The organism is Anaerococcus sp. Marseille-Q7828, assembly GCF_949769285.1.
Classification (GTDB): Bacteria; Bacillota; Clostridia; order Tissierellales; family Peptoniphilaceae; genus Anaerococcus.
On the sequence record NZ_OX458331.1, the window covers coordinates 1,489,334 to 1,508,807 of the forward strand.

The window sequence follows — 19,474 nt, forward strand, 5'->3', positions numbered from 1 at the left end:
CTAGTTTCTATCAGTAAATGCATTTACATATCTTGGGTAAGGGATAACATCACGGATATTTTTCATACCAGTAACATACATAACAGCACGTTCAAAGCCTAGACCAAATCCTGAGTGAACTACAGATCCAAATCTTCTTAGGTCAAGATAGTTTTGGTAGTCTTCTTCTTTTAAGCCATTTTCTTCAAATGATTTTAGAAGTTCGTCCAAATTTTCTTCCCTTTGAGAACCGCCTATTAGTTCTCCAACACCTGGAACAAGCATATCAAATGCTGCTACGGTCTTGCCATCATCATTTCTTTTCATGTAAAATGCCTTGATATCTTTTGGATAGTCAGTTACAAATACTGGTCCATCTACTATAACTTCAGATAAGTATCTTTCGTGTTCAGTTTGTAAATCCATGCCCCATTCAACTGGGAATTCAAATTTTTCACCGCTTGCTTTTAGTTTTTCTATTGCATCTGTATAACTTATTCTTGCAAATTCAGCATTTCTAACTTTTTCTAATCTTTCAAATAGACCCTCATCTATGAATCTATTGAAAAATTCCATTTCATCTTTGTTGTTTTCAAGGACATAGTCAATTATATATTTGATCATGTCTTCAGCTACATCCATTGCTACATTATAATCAGCAAAGGCCAATTCTGGCTCAAGCATCCAGAATTCTGCTGCGTGTCTTGGTGTGTTTGATTCCTCTGCCCTGAAGGTTGGGCCAAAGGTGTAAACATCACCAAAAGCTAGAGCGTAATCTTCTGCCTCTAGTTGTCCAGATACAGTTAGATAAGATTTTTTGCCAAAGAAGTCTTTGCCGTAATCAACGCTTCCATCTTCTTTTAATGGAACTTCTTTTGGGTTCATTGTTGTGATATTGAACATCTCACCAGCACCCTCTGCATCAGAACCTGTAACAATTGGTGGGTTCACATATAAGAAACCTCTTTCTTGGAAGAATTTATGTAGGGCATAAGCTAGTGAACTTCTTACCTTAAATACAGCTCTAAAGGTATTTGTTCTTGGTCTAAGGTGAGGAATAGTTCTCATAAATTCAAGTGTTTGTCTCTGTTTTTGGATTGGAAACTTGTCTGAAGATTCGCCCAAAACTTCGATATTATCAGCTTGAATTTCATAAGGAGTCTTGTTATTGCCTGTAGCAACAAGTTTTCCTTCTACCTTTAAACTTGTTGATAAAAATTGGTGGGAAAGTTGGTCATAATTTTCCTTATCTGTTCCTACTACTATTTGTAAGTTCTTGAAAGTAGAACCATCATTTAGTTCTATAAAACCAACATTTTTACCAAATCTTGAGTTTCTAATCCAACCTGAGACAACTACATCAGTATCAACATACTTATCTATATCATTTAAAATTTCTCTAATCTTCATTGTTTCCTTCTTTCCTTTTATTTAATCTTTCTATCATATTCTTTTCGTATCCAACAAAAATCGGATCATAAAATCTTTCTCCGACAAAATCATCCGGAAGATAATCCTGGTCTACATATCCACCAAAATCGTGGGGATATAGGTAGGAATCATGGATTAGATTCTTGCTGCCTGGATAGTGGGAATCCTTTAGCTTATTTGGAACTTCCCTGTCGGGGTTATTTTTCACAAAATCCATAGCTTTTGCTATGGCCTTATAAGTCGAGTTGCTCTTAGGAGCAGCTGCAAGGTAGGTTACCGTTTGGGCAAGAATTATCCTTGCTTCTGGCATACCAACTGTGTTTATAGCATCAAAAGTTGATGTAGCAAGGATAAGGGCATTTGGATCTGCATTAGAAATATCTTCTGCTGCAAATATAATCATTCTCCTTGCAATAAATTTGATATCCTCACCAGATTCAAGCATCTTTGCCAGGTAAAATAAACTTGCATCAATATCTGATCCCCTCATAGACTTGATAAAGGCAGATATTGTATCGTAGTGCCTATCGCCCTTTTTATCATAAATCGCAATCTTTTTTTGGATAGAGTGTTCGATAGTATCTTTGTCTATAATAATTTTACCATCTTTCTCATTTTCTGAAAATATTGCAATCTCCAGTCCATTTAACAGAGCCCTACTATCACCATTTGAATATTTTATAAGAGTTTTTCTAGCTTCTTCATTTATTTCAATGTTCTTATTTGCAAGAATTGTATCAGTACTTATAGCCTGATCTATTAACTTATTCAAATTATCATCTGTTAGACTCTTTAATTCAAAAACATACATTCTTGATATGAGGGCCTTATTTACTTCAAAATATGGATTTTCAGTAGTTGCTCCAATAAGTATTATGGTGGAATTTTCTACAAAGGGCAAGAGATAATCTTGCTGAGACTTGTTGAACCTATGAATCTCGTCTATGAATAAAATGGTCTTCTTGTTCTCATAGCTTAGATTGTCCTTAGCTATTTGAATCTTATTTTTTACATCAGAAATCCCACTAGATACAGCGGAAAGTTCTTCAAAAGCCATATTTGTAGATTGGGAAATAATTTTGGCAAGTGTAGTCTTGCCAACACCTGGTGGTCCATAAAAAATCATAGAATAAATTCTATCTGCCTTTATCATACGATTTATAATCATTCCCTCGCCCACCAAATGCTCTTGGCCAATGTACTCTTCCAGAGTTTTTGGTCTAAGCCTATCAGCTAGTGGTGCAGATTTTTCTAATTCATATTGCCTATTTAATTCAAATAAATCCATAAAAGCCTTCCTATAAAAAAAGAAGCTAGCTTATAGCCTAAGCTTTTCACTAGCATCTTTAATCTTTTAAATTAAGTATTTCATCATAAAATGAATCGACATCTTTAAATTCTCTGTAAACTGAGGCAAAGCGTACATATGCAACTGGATCAAGATCCTTTAGTTCATCCATGACAAGTTCGCCTATATAGGTTGAAGTAACTTCTTTTTTGCCTGTATGGTTAATCTTTACTTCAACATTTTTGGCAACTTCTTCTATCTGATCCATGGAAACAGGTCTTTTTTGGCAGCTTTTCACTACCCCTGATATAATCTTAGATGGGTTAAAAGACTCTCTTGTTTCATCTTTTTTAATAACCATAACGGTATTATCTTCATACCTCTCATAGGTTGAAAATCTTTTGTCGCAATCTTCGCAAAGCCTTCTACGTCTGATAGCTGTGTCATCTTCGGTGGCTCTTGAATCAAGAACTCTTGTATTATTTGAATGACAATAAGGGCATTTCATATTACTTTAAGAAGTCTGGTAAATCTATATCGTCAAATGGATTTTTCTTAGCCTTTGTTTCTTGGTTTGATCTTTGATTTCTTGGAGCTGATTCATAATCGCTTCTTTGACTTCTGTGTGGGTTAAGGTCATCACGACGTTTAGCTTGGTTGTCAAAACCTGTAGCAATAACAGTAATCTTGATGTCTTCACCAAGTGATTCATCACTACCTACACCAAAGATGATATTTGCATCAGAATCAATATTATCGCGAATTAATTCTGCAGCTTCGTTTGCTTCCATCAAACCAACTTCAGCAGCTGTAACATTTAGTAGAACTGCCTTTGCACCTTCGATAGATGTTTCAAGAAGTGGAGAATTGATAGCAGCTTTTGCAGCATCAACTGCTCTATTTTCGCCATTTGCACGACCAATACCCATATGAGCTATACCTTGATCGCTCATGATAGATTCAACGTCAGCAAAGTCTAAGTTGATTACATTTGGAACTGCAATTAGTTCTGAAATACCTGAAACTGCATCCATCAAAACTTGGTCAGCAAGTTTAAATGCATCTACCATTGATGTTCTTTTTTCAACTATTTGAAGAAGTCTATCATTTGGAATTGTAATAAGTGTATCAACATTTTCTTTAAGTCTTTCTACACCTGCTTCTGCTTGGGATTGTCTTTTTCTACCTTCAAATGTGAATGGTTTTGTAACAACACCTACAGTTAATATTCCCAAATCTTTTGCAACATTTGCAACAATTGGAGCAGCACCTGTACCAGTACCGCCGCCCATTCCAGCAGTGATAAATACCATATCGGCTCCCTTTAGGGATTCTGTGATATCATTTTTGCTTTCTTCGGCAGCTTTTTCTCCAACTTCTGGATTAGCACCAGCGCCAAGTCCACGAGTTAGTTTTTCACCAATTTGTAGGCGAATGTCTGCATTTGATTCTTGTAGAGTTTGTAAGTCTGTATTTACTGCAACAAATTCTACACCTGATAGTCCATTGTCTCTCATTCGGCTGATAGCGTTGTTTCCACCGCCACCTACACCGATGACCTTTATCTTAGCTAATGCGCTATTGTCCATTTCCATATTAATGTTTGCCATAGTTTCCCCCGTCATCTCTAATTTTTTAATAATTTAGATCTTCACTAAATGATTGATCGTCCACTTTTACTCTAGGATTCTTGCCATTATCTAGGTCTATTTGAACAGCAAGCACGCCCTTTTGGTCGATATCATTTAGGATTTTATCTAGTAATTTTAACTTATCACTAATATTGTTCAAATCACCGAATTTTACATCTATATCATTTAACATTATACCAATTTCGGCCTTATTTTCCAAATCTATTTCTTTTACCTTGTCAATGTAGGAAAATTCCTGGATTGCCTTAATAAAATTAAGTGAAGCTTCTGAGCTAGTAAAGTTTTCACCTGTGATGTTTCTAAGCTTTGCCCCTCTGATTTTGATAAGTCCTTCATTGTTTTCTGGGCTATTTTCTGTAATCTTAGCTTTGTTATCTATATAGTAAGTCTTATCTTTTTCTTCTTGATAAAAGAGTGGATAACTTTCATCTACTTCTATGGATAAAAGATTTGGAAAAACTTTCTTGATTTCTACGCCATCGACAGAGTCAATAGCATTAATCCTTTCTTTGCTGTCTGCTACATTATAAATCAATATGTTTTCTCCGATAGGATTTGACATTTGACTTATAATTTGTTCATCACTTATATTTTTGTTGCCGCTTATGTATATATCAGATATTTGCATAAAAGAGTGGATATATAAGCTGTAGAGAACAGTTAATAGAAATAATAGTATGAGAAAAAATACAAAGGGCTTAGAAAATAACTTTTTCTCCTTTTCAAAGTTCCGATTATTTTTCTTGGCCACGTAAGTTTTCTTTACGGTTTTTCCATCTTTTTTTAAATATCTGTTATCGTTATTATTTTGCATCTTTACCAACTAATTCCAATACTAAGTCTAGAATCTTATCACTAGCATCCTCATCTGCAAGCAAACCTGCAGCCTTGCCCATAGCTCCTAGCTTTTCTTTATCGTTTATTATAGAAAGAATATCATCATATAAAAGTTTGCCATCAAGATTTTTTTCTAGAATCATAAGGGCTGCACCATTATCAACATAAGTTTGTGCATTATATTGTTGGTGATTTTCTGTAGTGTAAGCTTTAGGTATCAAAATAGAAGGTTTTTTTACTGCTGATATTTCAGCAAGACTCATTGCCCCACTTGATGCTATTACCAAGTCGCTTACAGCATAGAATAAATCTATATTGTCAATATAGGAAAATGCCTTGATATAAGGATTCTCAGTGACTTCTTCCATAAATTTATCATAGTTACGTCTACCTGTTTGATGAAGTAGGTAAAATTCATCCTTTAAAATCTTTGAAAGTTCTATTACCGCCTTATTTAGGGCGTATGAACCGTTTGATCCTCCAAAGGAAAATACTACTGGCCTATCTTTCTTTATGCCAAGCTTTGCCAAGTCCTCATCAGTAAAAGTTTCCTTGAAATTTGTCCTAACAGGATTGCCTGTAACGACAATATTATCCTTGTATTTTAAGTGTCTTTTGGCTTGTGGATAAGATATACATAGGTAGTCTACTCTTTTTGATAGGAATTTGGATGTGACTCCTGGATAAGAGTTTGATTCGTGGATTATAGTAGGAACCTTAGCCTTAGCAGCCTTATATATAATAGGTCCACACACATAGCCACCAGTACCAATTGCTATATCTGGTTTATATTCCTTTACAATATGTCTTGCCGCCTTAAAACCCTTCATATTTTTGGATAGGGATTTGAAAAATCTTTTGTTAATCTTTCTAGGTAGACCCATGCCATCAATCGGCCTAAATTCATAGCCGTATTTTTTTGCTATAGCTTCTTCTGGTCCACCTTTGATCCCAACATAAAGAATCTCACAGTTTTCAATATTAGCTTGTAATTTTTGGGCTATGGCTATGGCTGGATATATGTGTCCACCAGTTCCACCACCTGAAATTATTACTCTCATTTAATATTTCCTTTGTACTTATCAATCTTTTCTTTAAAATCTCGACCCCTAGTTTGGTAGGAATCGTACATATCCCAGCTTGCACTAGCTGGAGATAGCAAGATGATATCAGGACTTTGCGCTATGCTTACAGCATATCTTACAGCCTGGTCCATATCATCAACTACTTTGTATTTAACAGAATATTTTTGGCACAAATCTTTTAGCATTTCCTTAGTTTCGCCAAGGATAATCATTTCTTTGCCGTTTTTTGTAAAAGCTTTTACATAGTCACTATAGTCAATCTTCTTGTCATAGCCCCCTCCTATTATAATTATAGGATCTGTGAAGCTATTGATTGCCTTTATAGAACTATCAACATTTGTACCCTTAGAATCATTATATATCTTCACGCCACAAACTTCATCAACAAATTCTAGGCGGTGTTCTATAGACACAAAAGTCTTGCTTGCCTTTGCTATTTGATCAAAATCTAGTCCAAATAGGTAAGTTTCAAGAATAGCTGCCATCAAATTTTCATAATTGTGATTACCTATTATTTTTAAATCTTTGACATCTAGGACTTCTATTTTTTTATCAGCTTCAGAAAAGATTATTTTATCATTTTCTAAATATAAACCCTTAGTAATTTCTCTCTTACTTGAAAACTCATAAATATTTGCCTTAAATTTATCCTTGTTCTTAGATAAAATCTCATCCTCATGGTTAATGATTAGGTAATCATTGTTATCTTGGTTCTTGGCAATATTAAACTTAGAATTTATATAATCCTCGTAAGATCCATGCCAGTCTATATGATCTGGACTTATATTTAGTATAGCTCCTATGTGTGGATGGTAGGAAGATGTGTCTTTTAGCTGAAAAGATGAAAGCTCTTCAACAAAAACAGCATCATTATTTTTCATCTGCCACAAAATACCCTCGCCAATATTACCTACAGATATGGCCCTAATTCCATTTTCATTTAAGATATGACTAATCATAGAAGTTGTAGAAGTCTTACCGTTAGTTCCAGTAATAGCTAAAAACTTCTTATCAGGAAAAAGCCTATAAGATAATTCTATATCAGAAATTATTTCATATTTTTCCGCTAATCTTACCAATAAATCGTCACTAGGCTTGATTCCTGGAGATTTTACCACAAAATCATAGTCAATATCCATGATTTTTGAATCAGAAATAGGGCTATAATTATAGCCCTTCAATTGTTCAATTTCTATTTTATTTTTATCATAAGTATAAACTTGATAGTCCATCTCAGCTAGGCTTTTAACTGTGGATATACCACTGACACCAAGTCCGTATACTAAAACTTTTCTCATAAAATTGCCACCAATGTTATTAAACATAATAAAACACTAACTATTGTAAAGCCACTTACAATTTTTGGCTCCTTGTATCCTTTTAACTCAAAGTGATGGTGGATTGGAGTCATCAAAAATACTCTTTTCTTGTTTCTATGCCTATATGAGAATACTTGAATCATTACTGATAAAGTTTCCATCACATAAACTCCACCAAATATCACTAAATAGATTGGAATTCTTTCAATGATAGCAAGGGCAACAACAGCCCCACCTATTGCCATAGATCCTGTATCACCCATGAATACTGAAGCTGGATTTGAGTTAAATAACAAAAATCCTAATAGCACTCCAAACATTATAATAGAAAATATTCTTGATGAGTCTTTTGTACTTATCAAAAATAAGGTGATAAAGACTGGAAGTGATACGCTTGTAGCAAGTCCATCTAGGCCGTCAGTCAGGTTAACTGCATTTGTTGTTCCTACTATGATAAATATCAAGATTGGAAAACCTAGGATGCTTACAGATAGCGGATAGTTTGAAAATGGTATTGTCATTTTCATTACACTATCTTTGTCGTTAATAAAAGCTAATATTGTAATAAGTATAGCTAGGCCAAATTGTAGTATTATTTTTTGTTTTGGGTTTAATCCTTCAGATTGCTTTAAAACTAGTTTTCTATAGTCGTCTATAAAACCAATGGCTCCGTAGCCAAGAAATGCAATTATTATAATTGCAGAGCTTAGATTAAATGGAACATAGATTAAAGTTATCAAAAGTGCTGCTATCAAAAATATTATTCCACCCATGGTAGGTGTACCTGCTTTTTGGTAGTGGCTTTTTGGACCTTCTTTTCTAATGTTTTGTCCCACTTTCATATTTCTTAGTATGGGAAGTATAGCATAGCCTAAAACTATAGAAGATAAAATACTAATAATAGCAATCTTAAACATATCTGTCATATTAATTACCTTCTATGTTATTTATTGGAGTCTCATTTTTTGCATAGACCATGCCAAGTTCTTCCATAGCATAGCGTTGGATCCTGTTTAAATCAACAGAATTTTCTAGTTTTGCTTCTAAACGATCTCTCTTTAATTCTTTTGTTATTACTTGATTCATAAGAGTATTATACTCAATTCTCTTAGCTTTCAATTCTTTTCTTTTATTTATATTAAAATATGACAAACTTACAATCACAGCCAATGACAAAATAATCAAAGTACTTTTTAGCCTTCTATCCCTTTTTCTTAGCATTTTGTTCTTATGCTTTTGACTATATCTAGGACCTTCAGAAACTTTTAGTCTTTTTCTATTGTGATTGGTATTAATTGAAGTTTGATTTATAGTTTTGCTATAATTCATAATTAAACCCTCTGACATACTCTAAGCTTAGCGCTTTTTGATCTAGAATTCTCACTTAATTCTTTCTTTCCTGCAACAATTGGTTTGTTGGTGATAATCTTTACTTTCCTAACAGTATCACAAACACATACTGGGAGTCCTGGTGGACAAGTACAGTCTTTTTCCAGGTCCTTGAACTTGTTTTTGACAATCCTATCTTCTAGTGAGTGAAATGTTATGATACAAAGTCTACCACCAACATTTAGATGATCAACCACATCTTCTATAGTATTTTCCAATACTTCTAGTTCCCTATTAACTTCAATACGTAGGGCTTGAAAAACCCTTTTTTCTGGATGAGCTTCCTTAGTTCTTACCGATTTATTAACTATATCTCTTAATTTGAAAGTCGTATCTATTCGCTGTTTATTTCTATAATCGACAATATTTCTAGCTATAGTTTTAGAAAATCTTTCCTCACCGTATTTGGAGAAGATTTCAGTAAGTTCTTCTTTGGAATACTCGTTTACAATTGTCTCTGCTGTTAACTCATTTTCGACATCCATTCTCATATCAAGTGGGCCATCGTGCATATATGAAAATCCACGGCTAGCATTATCAATTTGATACGAGCTGACACCAATATCCATCAAAGCACCATCTATTTTTGAAATATTCAAATCTTTCAAAGTCGATTCAAAATTTTCAAAATTGGTATTGACGTAAATTACATTTGAAAAATCCTTAAGATTTTCCTTGGCAGCCATTATAGCTTCCTTATCTTGGTCAAAGGCTATTAGCCTACCCTTATCAGATAATTTTTCCAAGATTTTCTTGCTATGGCCACCCTTGCCAAGTGTAAGGTCTGCATAAATTCCGTCAGGTTTTATATTCAAATTTTCTATAGTTTCTTCTGCCAAAACAGAAATATGTTCAAATTCCATAATTATTCATCCATAATATCGGATAAATTCACCTCGACTTCATTTATATAAGCTTGCCATGTATCTACATCCCACAACTCAATTGTTGTGTTGTTGCCGATAATCATAGCCTCACTTTCGATATTTGCATAATCTCTTAAATTCTTATTTAGCAAAACCCTGCCTTGTTTGTCTAGACTAGTCTTGATTGTGGATGAGAAAAATAGTCTTTTTATGGCCCTATTTTTTTTGTTTTCATTTATGAGATTATCAAGCCTTACGCTTTGCTTATCAAATTCATCCTTGGTATAAATCACCAAAGAATTCTCTGGTCCCTTTGTGATAAAAAATTCTTCAGTCAAATCATCACGAAATTCACTAGGAATCATTATTCTATTTTTTGAATCTAACTTGTGAGTAAATTCTCCTAAAAACATTTCTTACCACCATAAACCACTTTAATCCACTTTGTAATTATTTTATACCATATTAGCTAATAAAGCAAACAAAAAAAATCGACCAAAATGATCGATTTCTTAATATTTTATATTTATTTGCCTATTTTCTTAAATTTATTTGAAATTTATGATGTTTTGCTTCTTTTCCACTTGTTTTTTGGACTTAAAATAAGGTGGGAGATTTTTCTTATTTGATATAAAAAATAAAACTCCTCCCAACAATATAAATACTAGGGAAATGATTTGAGCTGTTCTTAGTGGGCCCCAGTATAGGGAGTCTGTCCTTAGTCCCTCTACAAAGAATCTCAATATTCCATAGCCTATCAAATACGAGGCTGAAATTTTGCCCTTGTCTGGATTATTTTTGTGCCAATTTATTAATATCAAAAATATTATTATATCTCCAAGAGATTCGTAGAGGAAAGTGGGATGAACTTTTACTCCATCAATTATTATTCCCCAAGGCAGGTCTGTAGGTCCACCGTGAGCTTCTTGATTTACAAAGTTTCCCCACCTGCCTATGCCTTGGCCTAGAGCAAGGGATGGTATCATAACATCTGTCATATCTAGGAAAGGTACTTCTTTGCGTTTGGAATATAGGTAAAGGGCAAGGGTTCCAAATATTATTCCACCGTGAATAGCTAACCCTCCACCTCTTATATTTAGAATTTGTCCAGGGTTTTGTGAATAGTAATCCCACATGAAGATTACATACCAAAGTCTTGCACCGATTATCCCGCTTGGCAAAATGACAAATAGGATATCATAGATAAAGTCTTCTTCAAAACCTCTTCTTACAAATTCTTTTTTGGCAAATTGTGTTCCAAGTATGACCCCAAATACTATGATTAAAGCATACCAATATATTTTTATACCAAAAATCGAAAAAGCTACGGGGTCTATATTAAAAGTCATTATTCTTCCTCGTCTGGTTCTTGCCAGTTTGTATATACTTCTTGTACGTCATCGTTATCTTCTAGGCTATCAATTAATTTTTCTAGGGCCTTGTGGTGGCTTTCGTCAACTTCAATATAGTTTTGAGCAAGATATGTTATCTCAGCTCTTTTGCTCTCATAGCCAGACCCTTCTAGACTTTCCTTTGCATCATTAAAAGCTTCGACACTTGTTATAGCTTCAAAAAATTCGCCTTCTTCGCTTACATCATCTGCTCCAGCTTCAAGAGCATCCATCATAAAGCTATCGAAGTCCTTGTCTTTACCGTCAACAAGTATTATTCCCTTTTGGTCGAACATAAACATAACTGATCCATCTGTTCCCAAATTTCCACCATTTTTGTCAAAGGCATGGCGAACATCCGGTGCAGTTCTTTGAACATTATCTGTAAGACAATCTACTATGATAGCTACTCCACCTGGACCATAGCCCTCATAGATTATCCTTTGGTAATTATCTCCTGCTCCCTCACCTGTTGCTTTTTTGATGGCACGGTCGATGTTATCATTTGGCATATTATCTGCCTTTGCCTTATCAATTGCCGCCTTTAGTGCTGGGTTATAGTCTGGATTATCTCCCCCCTGACGAGCTGCTACAGTGATATTTCTAGCGTGTTTGGTAAAGATCTTGCCTCTTTTGGCATCTTCACTTCCTTTTTTGTTTTTAATCTTGCTCCACTTATTATGTCCTGACATATATCCTCCTACTTAGTAAAAAGCATTTTTACTTCTTTTTTTTCAATATTTATTTGTCCACTGGTCAAATTGGTCAAATCCTTTTCGATTTTTTCAAAAGTATCTAGACTTATATAAGCTCTTTGACTTACCTTGTCGGTAAAATCTTTGCCTATAATCTTTATCTTATTTTCATTTAGATAATTTTCAATTTGACCGAGAACATTATACGAATGAATTAATTCTACTACATAAAAAGGTCTTTTGTAAACAATATTTCCATCGATTACATCACTTACTCCCCTAGAATAAGCTCTAACAAGACCTCCCTTGCCCAAAAGCTTGCCACCGAAATACCTTGTAACGACAACAGCCACATTTGTAAGCTCATTTTTTTCTAGGACACTTAACATGGGTAGACCAGCTGTACCAGTTGGCTCTCCGTTGTCATCATATCTTTTTATAAGAGGTATCTCATTTATTATATATGCCGTACAATTGTGGGTGGCATCTTTGTATTTTTGTGAAATCTCTCCTATAAAATCTTTGGCCTCATCTTCACTTTCTACATGGGAAATACTTGTAATAAAAACTGATTTTTCTTCTTCAAACTGACTCTGATTTTGACCCTTTACGGTCTTATATTCATTTGATGATATATCGGTCATATTTGTTTAAGTCCTCTTTTGATATATCAAATTCTATATTAGTGCCATCTGGGTCATATTCGGTATTTTCTATATCGTAATTTGTCATCATATAGTCCAAAACTTCCCCATGGGCAAATGGTATGTGCATATTTACTCTTTGGTAATCGCTTTTTATTATTGATACGATTTTTTCCTTAAGTCTTATTATATCATCGTCATCCCTTGCTGATATATAAATCCTATCCCTATCCCTTTTGAAAAGCTCAACCTTAAGCTTATCATCAACCTTATCCATCTTATTGAAGACATAAAGTATCTCCTTATCGGCTACTTCTATGTCTTCTAGGGCTTTTTCTATCGCATGGATTTGGTGTTCTATGTTGTGACTTGCATCTATTACAATCAAGAGCATATCTGCAAATTTTATCTCATCTAAGGTTGTCAAAAAAGAATCGTTAAGTTCTTCTGACAAATTGTCTATAAAACCAACTGTATCTGTGAGGGTAACCTTGGTATTGGCAAAGTCTAGCCTCCTAGTTGATGTATCAAGAGTTGCAAATAGCAAGTCATCAGAATAAACGTACTTATCCTTGCCAAATAATTTCATCATTTGATTTAAGATAGTAGACTTACCTGCATTGGTGTAGCCCAAAAGAGAAATATTGTGGATATTTGTCCTGGCTTTCCTGTTTATTTTCTTAGTTTTTTCTACATCCTTAAGCTGACTTTCCAAAGATTTGATATCTCTAACGACAGCACGCCTATCAGTCTCAAGCATGGTTTCACCAGGTCCTCTGGTACCTATACCACCAGCCTGCCTAGACAGATATGAAAACCACTTGTTAAGTCTAGGTAACTGATATTTGAGCTGAGCTAGTTTGATTTTTAGCCTACTTTCCTTGGTATTAGCACGCAAGGCAAAGATATCTAGTATCAAACTTGTCCAATCTACTACGTGAAGTTTTAGTTCTTCTTCTAGGTTATATAGTTGGCTAGCTGATAGTTCCACATCAAATATAACTGTGTCTATCGATAGCTTTTCTGCCAAATCTTTAATCTCACTAACCTTGCCCTTACCTATGTAGTATCTAGGATTAACCTTATCTACTACTTGGCTGACATAGGCCAGGGACTTACCCCCAGCCGTGTTAATTAATGATTCCAATTCGTATATTTTATTGTCTAAATCATCATCTCTATTTAAAACATTAACTTGAATTACTTCCTGCATAAAGATCCTTTCCATTTGATTATACGATTTGAAGAAAATTAATAAAGAAAATGGCTTATAGATTATTTTTTAAAAAAATGATAAAATAAGAATAATATTGAAATAAATAAATGAAAAAATAAAAAATTTAGGAGGCTTAATGTTTAAGAAAATTGCCTCTATAGTGTTAAAACTCATATTAATAGTCCTACTATTTGTTGGATCTATAGGAATTGTCTTAGCCGGCCTTGCTGGCGGTGCAATCCTTGAGGTTATGAAAACTGCTCCAGAGATAGATCCTAACATTATCAAATATGAGATGAGTCAAAACTCCACTATAGTTGATGAAGATGGTAATGAAGTAGATTCAATAGCTACTAGCGAATACAGAGAAATAGTTGACAATAAACAAATCCCAGATGATTTGAAACATGCTTTTATAGCTGTTGAAGATGAGAGATTTGAAAGTCACCCAGGACTAGACTTTAAGTCCATATTAGGATCAGCCATAGATAACTTCAAGGCTGGCGGTATCGTCCGTGGTGGTTCAACTATAACCCAACAATTGGCACGTAATACTTACCTTACAAATGACCAAACTTATGAAAGAAAAATCAAAGAAATTTTCCTAGCCCTAGAGATTGAAGATGCCTTGGATAAGGACGAAATACTAAGCGCTTACCTAAACCGTGTATTTATGGGCCAAAACTCATACGGTGTCCAAGCAGCTGCAAGAACCTACTTTAATAAGGATGTTTCCGAGCTAAACCTTGCTCAATGTGCCGCTCTTGCAGGTATTGTCCAATCTCCATCAGAAAATTCACTTTATAAGGCTATCAAAACTAGCGAAGTGACTGACCAAAAAGTTTTGGGCGAGTTTACTATTGAAGGTGAAAAATATTCTGCAATTTATAACCCGGAACCATACAAGAGACAAAAATATGCCCTAGAGAAAATGCTTGAACTTGGCTATATTTCAAACAAAGAGTACAAAGAAGCTGTTGACTTTGATGTGGCCGCATCAATTGTTCCAGCCGAAAGATCTAATACAGAAATCGCAAACTACTTTAACTCTCTTCTTGAAAGACAAGTTGTCAAAAAACTTCAAGAACTTTACGACATGAGCGAAAACCAAGCTTGGGATAGGCTATATTACGGCGGACTTAGGATAACAACAACTATTGATGAAGATATGCAAAAAGAACTTGAAGCAATCTATGCTGACTTTTCATCATATATTATGGGCGACACATCAGGCTACCAACAAGCCCCACTCTTGGATTTAAATTATGACCAATATGGCAATATTTTAAATAAAGAAGGTAATTTACTTTATTATGCTCAATCAAATATATTAAATGACGATAATGATCTAAGATTAAGACCTGACGAAGCTTGGTTTGATGATCATGGCAACCTAGTTCTAAAGACCTACAAGGCATATCTTGACCAAACCAACTTGATATTTAGGAATTTCTACACACTTGATGAGAATAATAAGAATCTTAGAACCCACAGAACGGGCCACATTGCCTTTGGATCCAATGAAGAAATCAGCCTAGATGAAGAGCAAAATATAGTTATTTCCAAAGATTATTTAGATAAAAATGAAGATTTACTGACTGCATACGATGATGGATCTTTCTCACTATCAAAAGATTATTACGATATTGACCTTGAAGGGGTAATCCAACCTCAATCATCAACTGTAGTAATAGACCAACAAAACGGTCACATCAAGGCCATAATGGGTGGTCGTGACCAAACCGGTATTAGATTACTCGATAGGGCATCTGTTATTCCTAGACAGCCTGGTTCATCTATCAAACCAATCGCAACTTATACTCCTGCCTTGGACAATGGATATAACCTTGCTACTGGTATGGACGATGTTCCTGTTATAAAAACAGAAGATGACAAACCTTGGCCAAAGAATGTGTACGAATATTATATGGGCGTTATTCCAATCAGAAAAGCCATAGAATATTCTATCAATACAATTGCAGTAAGAACCCTAAAAGAAATTGGTATTCCAACAAGCTTAGAGTATCTCAAAAACTTCGGAATCATCAAAGAAGATGGCGATGATAACTTTGTTACAAAAGAAGATAATGCTCAAACCAATGACGAAAACCTTGCTGCCATGGGTCTTGGAGCAATGACTAGAGGTCTTACAACACTTGATATGACTGCAGCCTATGCAGCCCTTGCAAACAAGGGAACCTATAATGAACCATTGACCTTCTCAAAAATAGAAGATTCTACTGGCAAGGTATTATTTGATGATGACAATGTAACTACTCATGAAGTTACAACAGAAGATACAGCTTACCAAATAACCTCTGCCCTCCAATCAACTGGTAAGTATTACAACAATATTTATATAGACGATATGGATTTTGCAACCAAGACAGGTACAACAGACAACCAAGTTGACTTCTGGTGTATGGGCTATACCCCATATTACACAGTTGGTATATGGATGGGTTCAGATGACCAAAACTTACACTTGAACGGCACATCAATCCAAAGAGCTGCCTTGATGTGGAATGTTATAAATAACCACATACTAGAAGGTTACGAGATTAAACAATTTGAAAGACCTGATAGCATAGTAGAAATGCAAGTGGACACTATGAGTGGTAAACTACCTTCTGAGATCTCTGCTTGGGACCCACGTGGAACTGTGATTACAGAAATATTTGGACCAAAGAATACTCCAACAGAAGAAGATGATGTTCACGTAATGGTTACTGTAGACTCAAGAAATAATCTCCTAGCATCTGATGTTACACCAAGCTGGGCTGTAGAAAATAGAGCCTTTATAAAGCCAAAGAGCAACTATGATCCTAATGAATTTGGTGGCATCTTGCCAAGAGACTGGAATTACAGACCACCAACAGAATATTCAACCCTTATCTATGTCCCACCTGAAGAAGACGAAGATGATGAGGACGATGAAGATAAAGATGAAAAGGACAAAGACAAAGACGAAAACGGTGATAATCCAAATGCTGGTTCAGGAACTAATAACAACCAACAAAATCCTGGATCCGGTACAGGAACTGACGGCAACCGTGGATTTTAGAAGAAAAGCTTAAGCAAGTTTATACTTGTTTGAGCTTTTTTCTTTGCAATAAATCTGCACAAAAAAATCAGAGCTATTAAACCCTGATTTTTCAAATCTCTAAATATTAGAATCTTTTCTTTGTATTACCCTTTTTACTCTTATTAGTAATTAAGTTAATAATCCATAGTAAGATTACAGCACCAATTACTGCCCATAATACTTGGGTAAATGTGCTTGGAGCAGCTCCCTTTAGGAAGAATGCATCATAAATCCATCCACCTATAACAGAACCGATAATGCCAACTATGATGTTAGCAACGCCTCCCATTTGAGCATCTTTGCCCATAATCATACTAGCAATCCATCCAGCTAATGCGCCTAGGACTAGGGTCATAATAATTCCTGTTTGATTAAACATATTTACTCCTTTCAAATTTGTAAAAAATTACCTAATAAATTAAGTATTATCACATTATATTTATATCCCAAAAACACATTTTGAAACAAATATTTTTAGCTTATTCAATTTTTATAAATCTCACAAATATTACAATAATCTATAAAGACTATGAAAACTTTATCTTGTCCTTATGGTATAATAATTTGTGAGGTATATACTATGAATGAAATAACAATTTTAATAATAGAAGATGAGAAAAAAATCTCTACAATAATGAAATCATATTTTGAAAAAGAAGGTTACAAAGTTCTCCAAGCCTTTGATGGCATGGAAGGTCTAAAAGTTTTTGAAGAAAATAACATAGACCTAGTAATCCTAGATTTGATGCTACCAAAACTTCCTGGAGAAGAAGTAATCAAGGAGATTAGGAACAAATCTGAAATCCCAGTTATCATGGTATCTGCAAAGGTTGAAGAAAACAACCGTGTTGACGGACTAAGACTTGGTGCAGATGACTATGTAACAAAGCCATTCTCACCAAAAGAATTGGTAGAAAGAGTAAAGGCTGTCCTAAGAAGGATAGAAAAATATAATATTCCAAGAGCTGACATTATAAAAACCAATGACGGCAGACTTGAGATGGATCTTGAATACAACCGTATTTTTAAAGATGGTAAAGAGATCATGCTTACAAAAAATGAGTTTCAGATTCTTAAAACCCTATTTTCAAACCCAAACAAAATCTATTCCAGGGATGAAATTATTGAGCTGACATTTGGCTATGACTACGAGGCCTATGACAGAGCTATCGATACTCATATAAAAAATATCAGGGCAAAAATAGAAGATAATCCAAAAAAACCAAACTATATAAAGACAATCTATGGTATGGGTTACAAATCAGGCGGAGTTGATGACTACATTAAAGAGTAAAATCATCAGAAACTTTATAGCAGGTATCCTAGCCTGCGTCCTTGTGTTTTCCATATTAGTGACCTTATTTGTCACTTTTAACTACAGAGAATTATTAAGTGATATACCTGACTATAGACCCAACGAAGTTAGTTTTTGGTTTAAAAACTATATCAAAGATCCAAATATTACTATAGACGAGATGTGGGACAATCTCGATGACCTTGCCAAAGATTTGGAAGTTGATATTAAGTATGAGGATAGCAACGGGAATACTTCCTATGAAGTTAATGGAAGAGATAAAAATAACACCTATCCCCTCTTGCACAAAAATATAAACTTAGTCAATTTGGATAGAAAGCAAAGATCGGGAACTCTTACAGTAACCTACAATGCTAACCCCGAGCCCATACACCAACTTCAAAAGAACTTCTCTTCGGCTATTGTATACTCCCTACTAATATCGCTTGTCATAGGTATAATAATAAGCCTTATCCTATCGGATAATATATCTGAACCAATAATGACAATAAGCGATGATGCAGTAAAGATTAAAAATGGCGATTATAATATAATTAATCAAAATACAGATATAGTAGAACTAGAAAACTTGCAAGATAATATAACTTACCTATCAAAAAACTTAAAGAACCAAGAAGAAATCAGAAAACAATATGCCCAGGACATTTCCCACGAGCTTAGAACCCCTCTTACCAACTTGCAGCTTTATATAGAAGCAATCAGAGATGGAGTTGTCGAGGCTGATGAAACAACCATGGACATATTACTTGAAGATGTAACAAGGCTTGAAGGTCTAGTTATAGGGCTTAAAAAGACTTTTGATGAAAATGTAAAGTATTTTGAGGTTAAAGATGAAGAGTTTGACTTATCCCTACTTATTAACCGCATCATTTATACATTTATGCCAAATGCAAATAATAACCGAATCAATATTAATTCTCATATTGAAGATCAAATCGTAATTACATCTGATAAGGATAAGTTTACCCAAGTTATACAAAACCTTATATCAAATGCCATAAAGGCTATCGGCCAAGATGGTAATATTGATGTTTTCCTATCTGGCGACCCTAGTTTATTTGAAATCAAGGTAATTGATGATGGTGTAGGTATTGCAGAAGATAAGATTGATAGGATTTTTGAGAGGTTTTATCGTATAGAAGATGCTAGAAACACAAATGAAAATGGCCACGGCTTAGGTCTATCTATAACTAAAAATTTTGTGGAAGCTTTAGGAGGAAAAATCGAAGTTAACTCTGTTCTAAACCAAGGAACGACCTTTATTTTAACTTTTAAAAATTAA

Annotated in this window: 19 protein-coding genes; 3 read left to right on the forward strand and 16 right to left on the reverse strand. The window is 34.5% G+C overall.

The window, feature by feature from the left end; genetic code table 11:
* The 15 genes from asnS to hflX form a co-directional block, all read right to left on the reverse strand.
* Positions 1 to 1,389, reverse strand: coding sequence for an asparagine--tRNA ligase (asnS, locus tag QNH69_RS07120; RefSeq protein ID WP_282929802.1), 1,389 nt, complete (start codon positions 1,387 to 1,389; stop codon positions 1 to 3).
* Positions 1,379 to 2,698: a replication-associated recombination protein A gene (locus QNH69_RS07125; protein WP_282929803.1), complete on the reverse strand. Its 1,320-nt coding sequence runs from the start codon at positions 2,696 to 2,698 to the stop codon at positions 1,379 to 1,381. The genes asnS and QNH69_RS07125 overlap by 11 nt, the downstream gene beginning before the upstream one ends.
* 58 nt (positions 2,699 to 2,756) lie before the next feature.
* Positions 2,757 to 3,206, reverse strand: a complete 450-nt coding sequence (gene nrdR, locus QNH69_RS07130; protein ID WP_282929804.1) for a transcriptional regulator NrdR — start codon at positions 3,204 to 3,206, stop codon at positions 2,757 to 2,759.
* A 1-nt stretch (position 3,207) separates the two neighbouring features.
* Positions 3,208 to 4,308 (reverse strand): cell division protein FtsZ, encoded by a 1,101-nt coding sequence (gene ftsZ, locus QNH69_RS07135; protein ID WP_044565023.1) that lies wholly within the window; start codon positions 4,306 to 4,308, stop codon positions 3,208 to 3,210.
* A gap of 25 nt (positions 4,309 to 4,333) precedes the next feature.
* Positions 4,334 to 5,164, reverse strand: coding sequence for an FtsQ-type POTRA domain-containing protein (locus QNH69_RS07140; protein ID WP_282929805.1), 831 nt, complete (start codon positions 5,162 to 5,164; stop codon positions 4,334 to 4,336).
* Positions 5,154 to 6,248: an undecaprenyldiphospho-muramoylpentapeptide beta-N-acetylglucosaminyltransferase gene (murG, locus tag QNH69_RS07145; RefSeq protein ID WP_282929806.1), complete on the reverse strand. Its 1,095-nt coding sequence runs from the start codon at positions 6,246 to 6,248 to the stop codon at positions 5,154 to 5,156. Before murG ends, QNH69_RS07140 begins: the two co-directional genes overlap by 11 nt.
* Positions 6,245 to 7,570 carry a UDP-N-acetylmuramoyl-L-alanine--D-glutamate ligase gene (gene murD / locus QNH69_RS07150; protein ID WP_282929807.1) on the reverse strand — a complete coding sequence of 442 codons (1,326 nt, stop codon included), beginning with the start codon at positions 7,568 to 7,570 and terminating at the stop codon, positions 6,245 to 6,247. The genes murG and murD overlap by 4 nt, the downstream gene beginning before the upstream one ends.
* Entirely contained in the window at positions 7,567 to 8,517 is a 951-nt protein-coding gene (gene mraY, locus QNH69_RS07155) for a phospho-N-acetylmuramoyl-pentapeptide-transferase (RefSeq protein WP_044565020.1), read from the reverse strand. Before mraY ends, murD begins: the two co-directional genes overlap by 4 nt.
* Position 8,518: 1 nt before the next feature.
* Complete coding sequence (locus QNH69_RS07160) at positions 8,519 to 8,920, reverse strand: hypothetical protein (RefSeq protein ID WP_282929808.1); 402 nt, start codon at positions 8,918 to 8,920, stop codon at positions 8,519 to 8,521.
* 2 nt (positions 8,921 to 8,922) lie between these two features.
* Positions 8,923 to 9,843, reverse strand: coding sequence for a 16S rRNA (cytosine(1402)-N(4))-methyltransferase RsmH (gene rsmH / locus QNH69_RS07165; protein WP_282929809.1), 921 nt, complete (start codon positions 9,841 to 9,843; stop codon positions 8,923 to 8,925).
* Positions 9,844 to 9,845: 2 nt separating this feature from the next.
* Entirely contained in the window at positions 9,846 to 10,259 is a 414-nt protein-coding gene (gene mraZ, locus QNH69_RS07170; RefSeq protein ID WP_044565017.1) for a division/cell wall cluster transcriptional repressor MraZ, read from the reverse strand.
* Positions 10,260 to 10,394: 135 nt separating this feature from the next.
* Positions 10,395 to 11,195, reverse strand: a complete 801-nt coding sequence (gene lgt, locus QNH69_RS07175) for a prolipoprotein diacylglyceryl transferase (RefSeq protein WP_282929810.1) — start codon at positions 11,193 to 11,195, stop codon at positions 10,395 to 10,397.
* Positions 11,195 to 11,929 carry a YebC/PmpR family DNA-binding transcriptional regulator gene (locus QNH69_RS07180; RefSeq protein WP_282929811.1) on the reverse strand — a complete coding sequence of 245 codons (735 nt, stop codon included), beginning with the start codon at positions 11,927 to 11,929 and terminating at the stop codon, positions 11,195 to 11,197. Before QNH69_RS07180 ends, lgt begins: the two co-directional genes overlap by 1 nt.
* Before the next feature lie 8 nt (positions 11,930 to 11,937).
* The gene (locus QNH69_RS07185; RefSeq protein ID WP_282929812.1) at positions 11,938 to 12,576 is read right to left on the reverse strand and encodes a YigZ family protein; all 639 of its coding nucleotides are present in this window, start codon (positions 12,574 to 12,576) and stop codon (positions 11,938 to 11,940) included.
* Positions 12,554 to 13,789 (reverse strand): GTPase HflX, encoded by a 1,236-nt coding sequence (gene hflX, locus QNH69_RS07190; RefSeq protein WP_282929813.1) that lies wholly within the window; start codon positions 13,787 to 13,789, stop codon positions 12,554 to 12,556. The genes QNH69_RS07185 and hflX overlap by 23 nt, the downstream gene beginning before the upstream one ends.
* A 139-nt stretch (positions 13,790 to 13,928) precedes the next feature.
* Here hflX and QNH69_RS07195 point away from each other — a divergent pair, with 139 nt between their 5' ends.
* Positions 13,929 to 16,856, forward strand: a complete 2,928-nt coding sequence (locus QNH69_RS07195; protein ID WP_282929814.1) for a transglycosylase domain-containing protein — start codon at positions 13,929 to 13,931, stop codon at positions 16,854 to 16,856.
* Positions 16,857 to 16,962: 106 nt separating this feature from the next.
* On the opposite strand, the gene QNH69_RS07200 is transcribed toward QNH69_RS07195, so the two are convergent.
* Entirely contained in the window at positions 16,963 to 17,256 is a 294-nt protein-coding gene (locus tag QNH69_RS07200; RefSeq protein ID WP_282929815.1) for a GlsB/YeaQ/YmgE family stress response membrane protein, read from the reverse strand.
* Between the two features lie 201 nt (positions 17,257 to 17,457).
* On the opposite strand from QNH69_RS07200, the gene QNH69_RS07205 reads away from it, so the two are divergent.
* Both QNH69_RS07205 and QNH69_RS07210 read left to right on the forward strand, forming a co-directional pair.
* The gene (locus QNH69_RS07205) at positions 17,458 to 18,171 is read left to right on the forward strand and encodes a response regulator transcription factor (protein ID WP_282929816.1); all 714 of its coding nucleotides are present in this window, start codon (positions 17,458 to 17,460) and stop codon (positions 18,169 to 18,171) included.
* Positions 18,152 to 19,474: a HAMP domain-containing sensor histidine kinase gene (locus tag QNH69_RS07210; RefSeq protein ID WP_282929817.1), complete on the forward strand. Its 1,323-nt coding sequence runs from the start codon at positions 18,152 to 18,154 to the stop codon at positions 19,472 to 19,474. Before QNH69_RS07205 ends, QNH69_RS07210 begins: the two co-directional genes overlap by 20 nt.

What these genes read in the sequence shown, in the direction of transcription:
- QNH69_RS07140 (WP_282929805.1), bottom strand. Translation starts at nt 5,164, where the DNA reads ATGCAAAATAATAACGATAACAGATATTTAAAAAAAGATGGAAAAACC.
- QNH69_RS07185 (WP_282929812.1), bottom strand. Translation starts at nt 12,576, where the DNA reads ATGACCGATATATCATCAAATGAATATAAGACCGTAAAGGGTCAAAAT.
- mraY (WP_044565020.1), bottom strand. Translation starts at nt 8,517, where the DNA reads ATGACAGATATGTTTAAGATTGCTATTATTAGTATTTTATCTTCTATA.
- ftsZ (WP_044565023.1), bottom strand. Translation starts at nt 4,308, where the DNA reads ATGGCAAACATTAATATGGAAATGGACAATAGCGCATTAGCTAAGATA.
- QNH69_RS07160 (WP_282929808.1), bottom strand. Translation starts at nt 8,920, where the DNA reads ATGAATTATAGCAAAACTATAAATCAAACTTCAATTAATACCAATCAC.
- rsmH (WP_282929809.1), bottom strand. Translation starts at nt 9,843, where the DNA reads ATGGAATTTGAACATATTTCTGTTTTGGCAGAAGAAACTATAGAAAAT.
- QNH69_RS07180 (WP_282929811.1), bottom strand. Translation starts at nt 11,929, where the DNA reads ATGTCAGGACATAATAAGTGGAGCAAGATTAAAAACAAAAAAGGAAGT.
- QNH69_RS07200 (WP_282929815.1), bottom strand. Translation starts at nt 17,256, where the DNA reads ATGTTTAATCAAACAGGAATTATTATGACCCTAGTCCTAGGCGCATTA.
- murD (WP_282929807.1), bottom strand. Translation starts at nt 7,570, where the DNA reads ATGAGAAAAGTTTTAGTATACGGACTTGGTGTCAGTGGTATATCCACA.
- lgt (WP_282929810.1), bottom strand. Translation starts at nt 11,195, where the DNA reads ATGACTTTTAATATAGACCCCGTAGCTTTTTCGATTTTTGGTATAAAA.
- QNH69_RS07205 (WP_282929816.1), top strand. Translation starts at nt 17,458, where the DNA reads ATGAATGAAATAACAATTTTAATAATAGAAGATGAGAAAAAAATCTCT.
- QNH69_RS07210 (WP_282929817.1), top strand. Translation starts at nt 18,152, where the DNA reads ATGACTACATTAAAGAGTAAAATCATCAGAAACTTTATAGCAGGTATC.
- asnS (WP_282929802.1), bottom strand. Translation starts at nt 1,389, where the DNA reads ATGAAGATTAGAGAAATTTTAAATGATATAGATAAGTATGTTGATACT.
- mraZ (WP_044565017.1), bottom strand. Translation starts at nt 10,259, where the DNA reads ATGTTTTTAGGAGAATTTACTCACAAGTTAGATTCAAAAAATAGAATA.
- QNH69_RS07125 (WP_282929803.1), bottom strand. Translation starts at nt 2,698, where the DNA reads ATGGATTTATTTGAATTAAATAGGCAATATGAATTAGAAAAATCTGCA.
- hflX (WP_282929813.1), bottom strand. Translation starts at nt 13,789, where the DNA reads ATGCAGGAAGTAATTCAAGTTAATGTTTTAAATAGAGATGATGATTTA.
- nrdR (WP_282929804.1), bottom strand. Translation starts at nt 3,206, where the DNA reads ATGAAATGCCCTTATTGTCATTCAAATAATACAAGAGTTCTTGATTCA.
- QNH69_RS07195 (WP_282929814.1), top strand. Translation starts at nt 13,929, where the DNA reads ATGTTTAAGAAAATTGCCTCTATAGTGTTAAAACTCATATTAATAGTC.
- murG (WP_282929806.1), bottom strand. Translation starts at nt 6,248, where the DNA reads ATGAGAGTAATAATTTCAGGTGGTGGAACTGGTGGACACATATATCCA.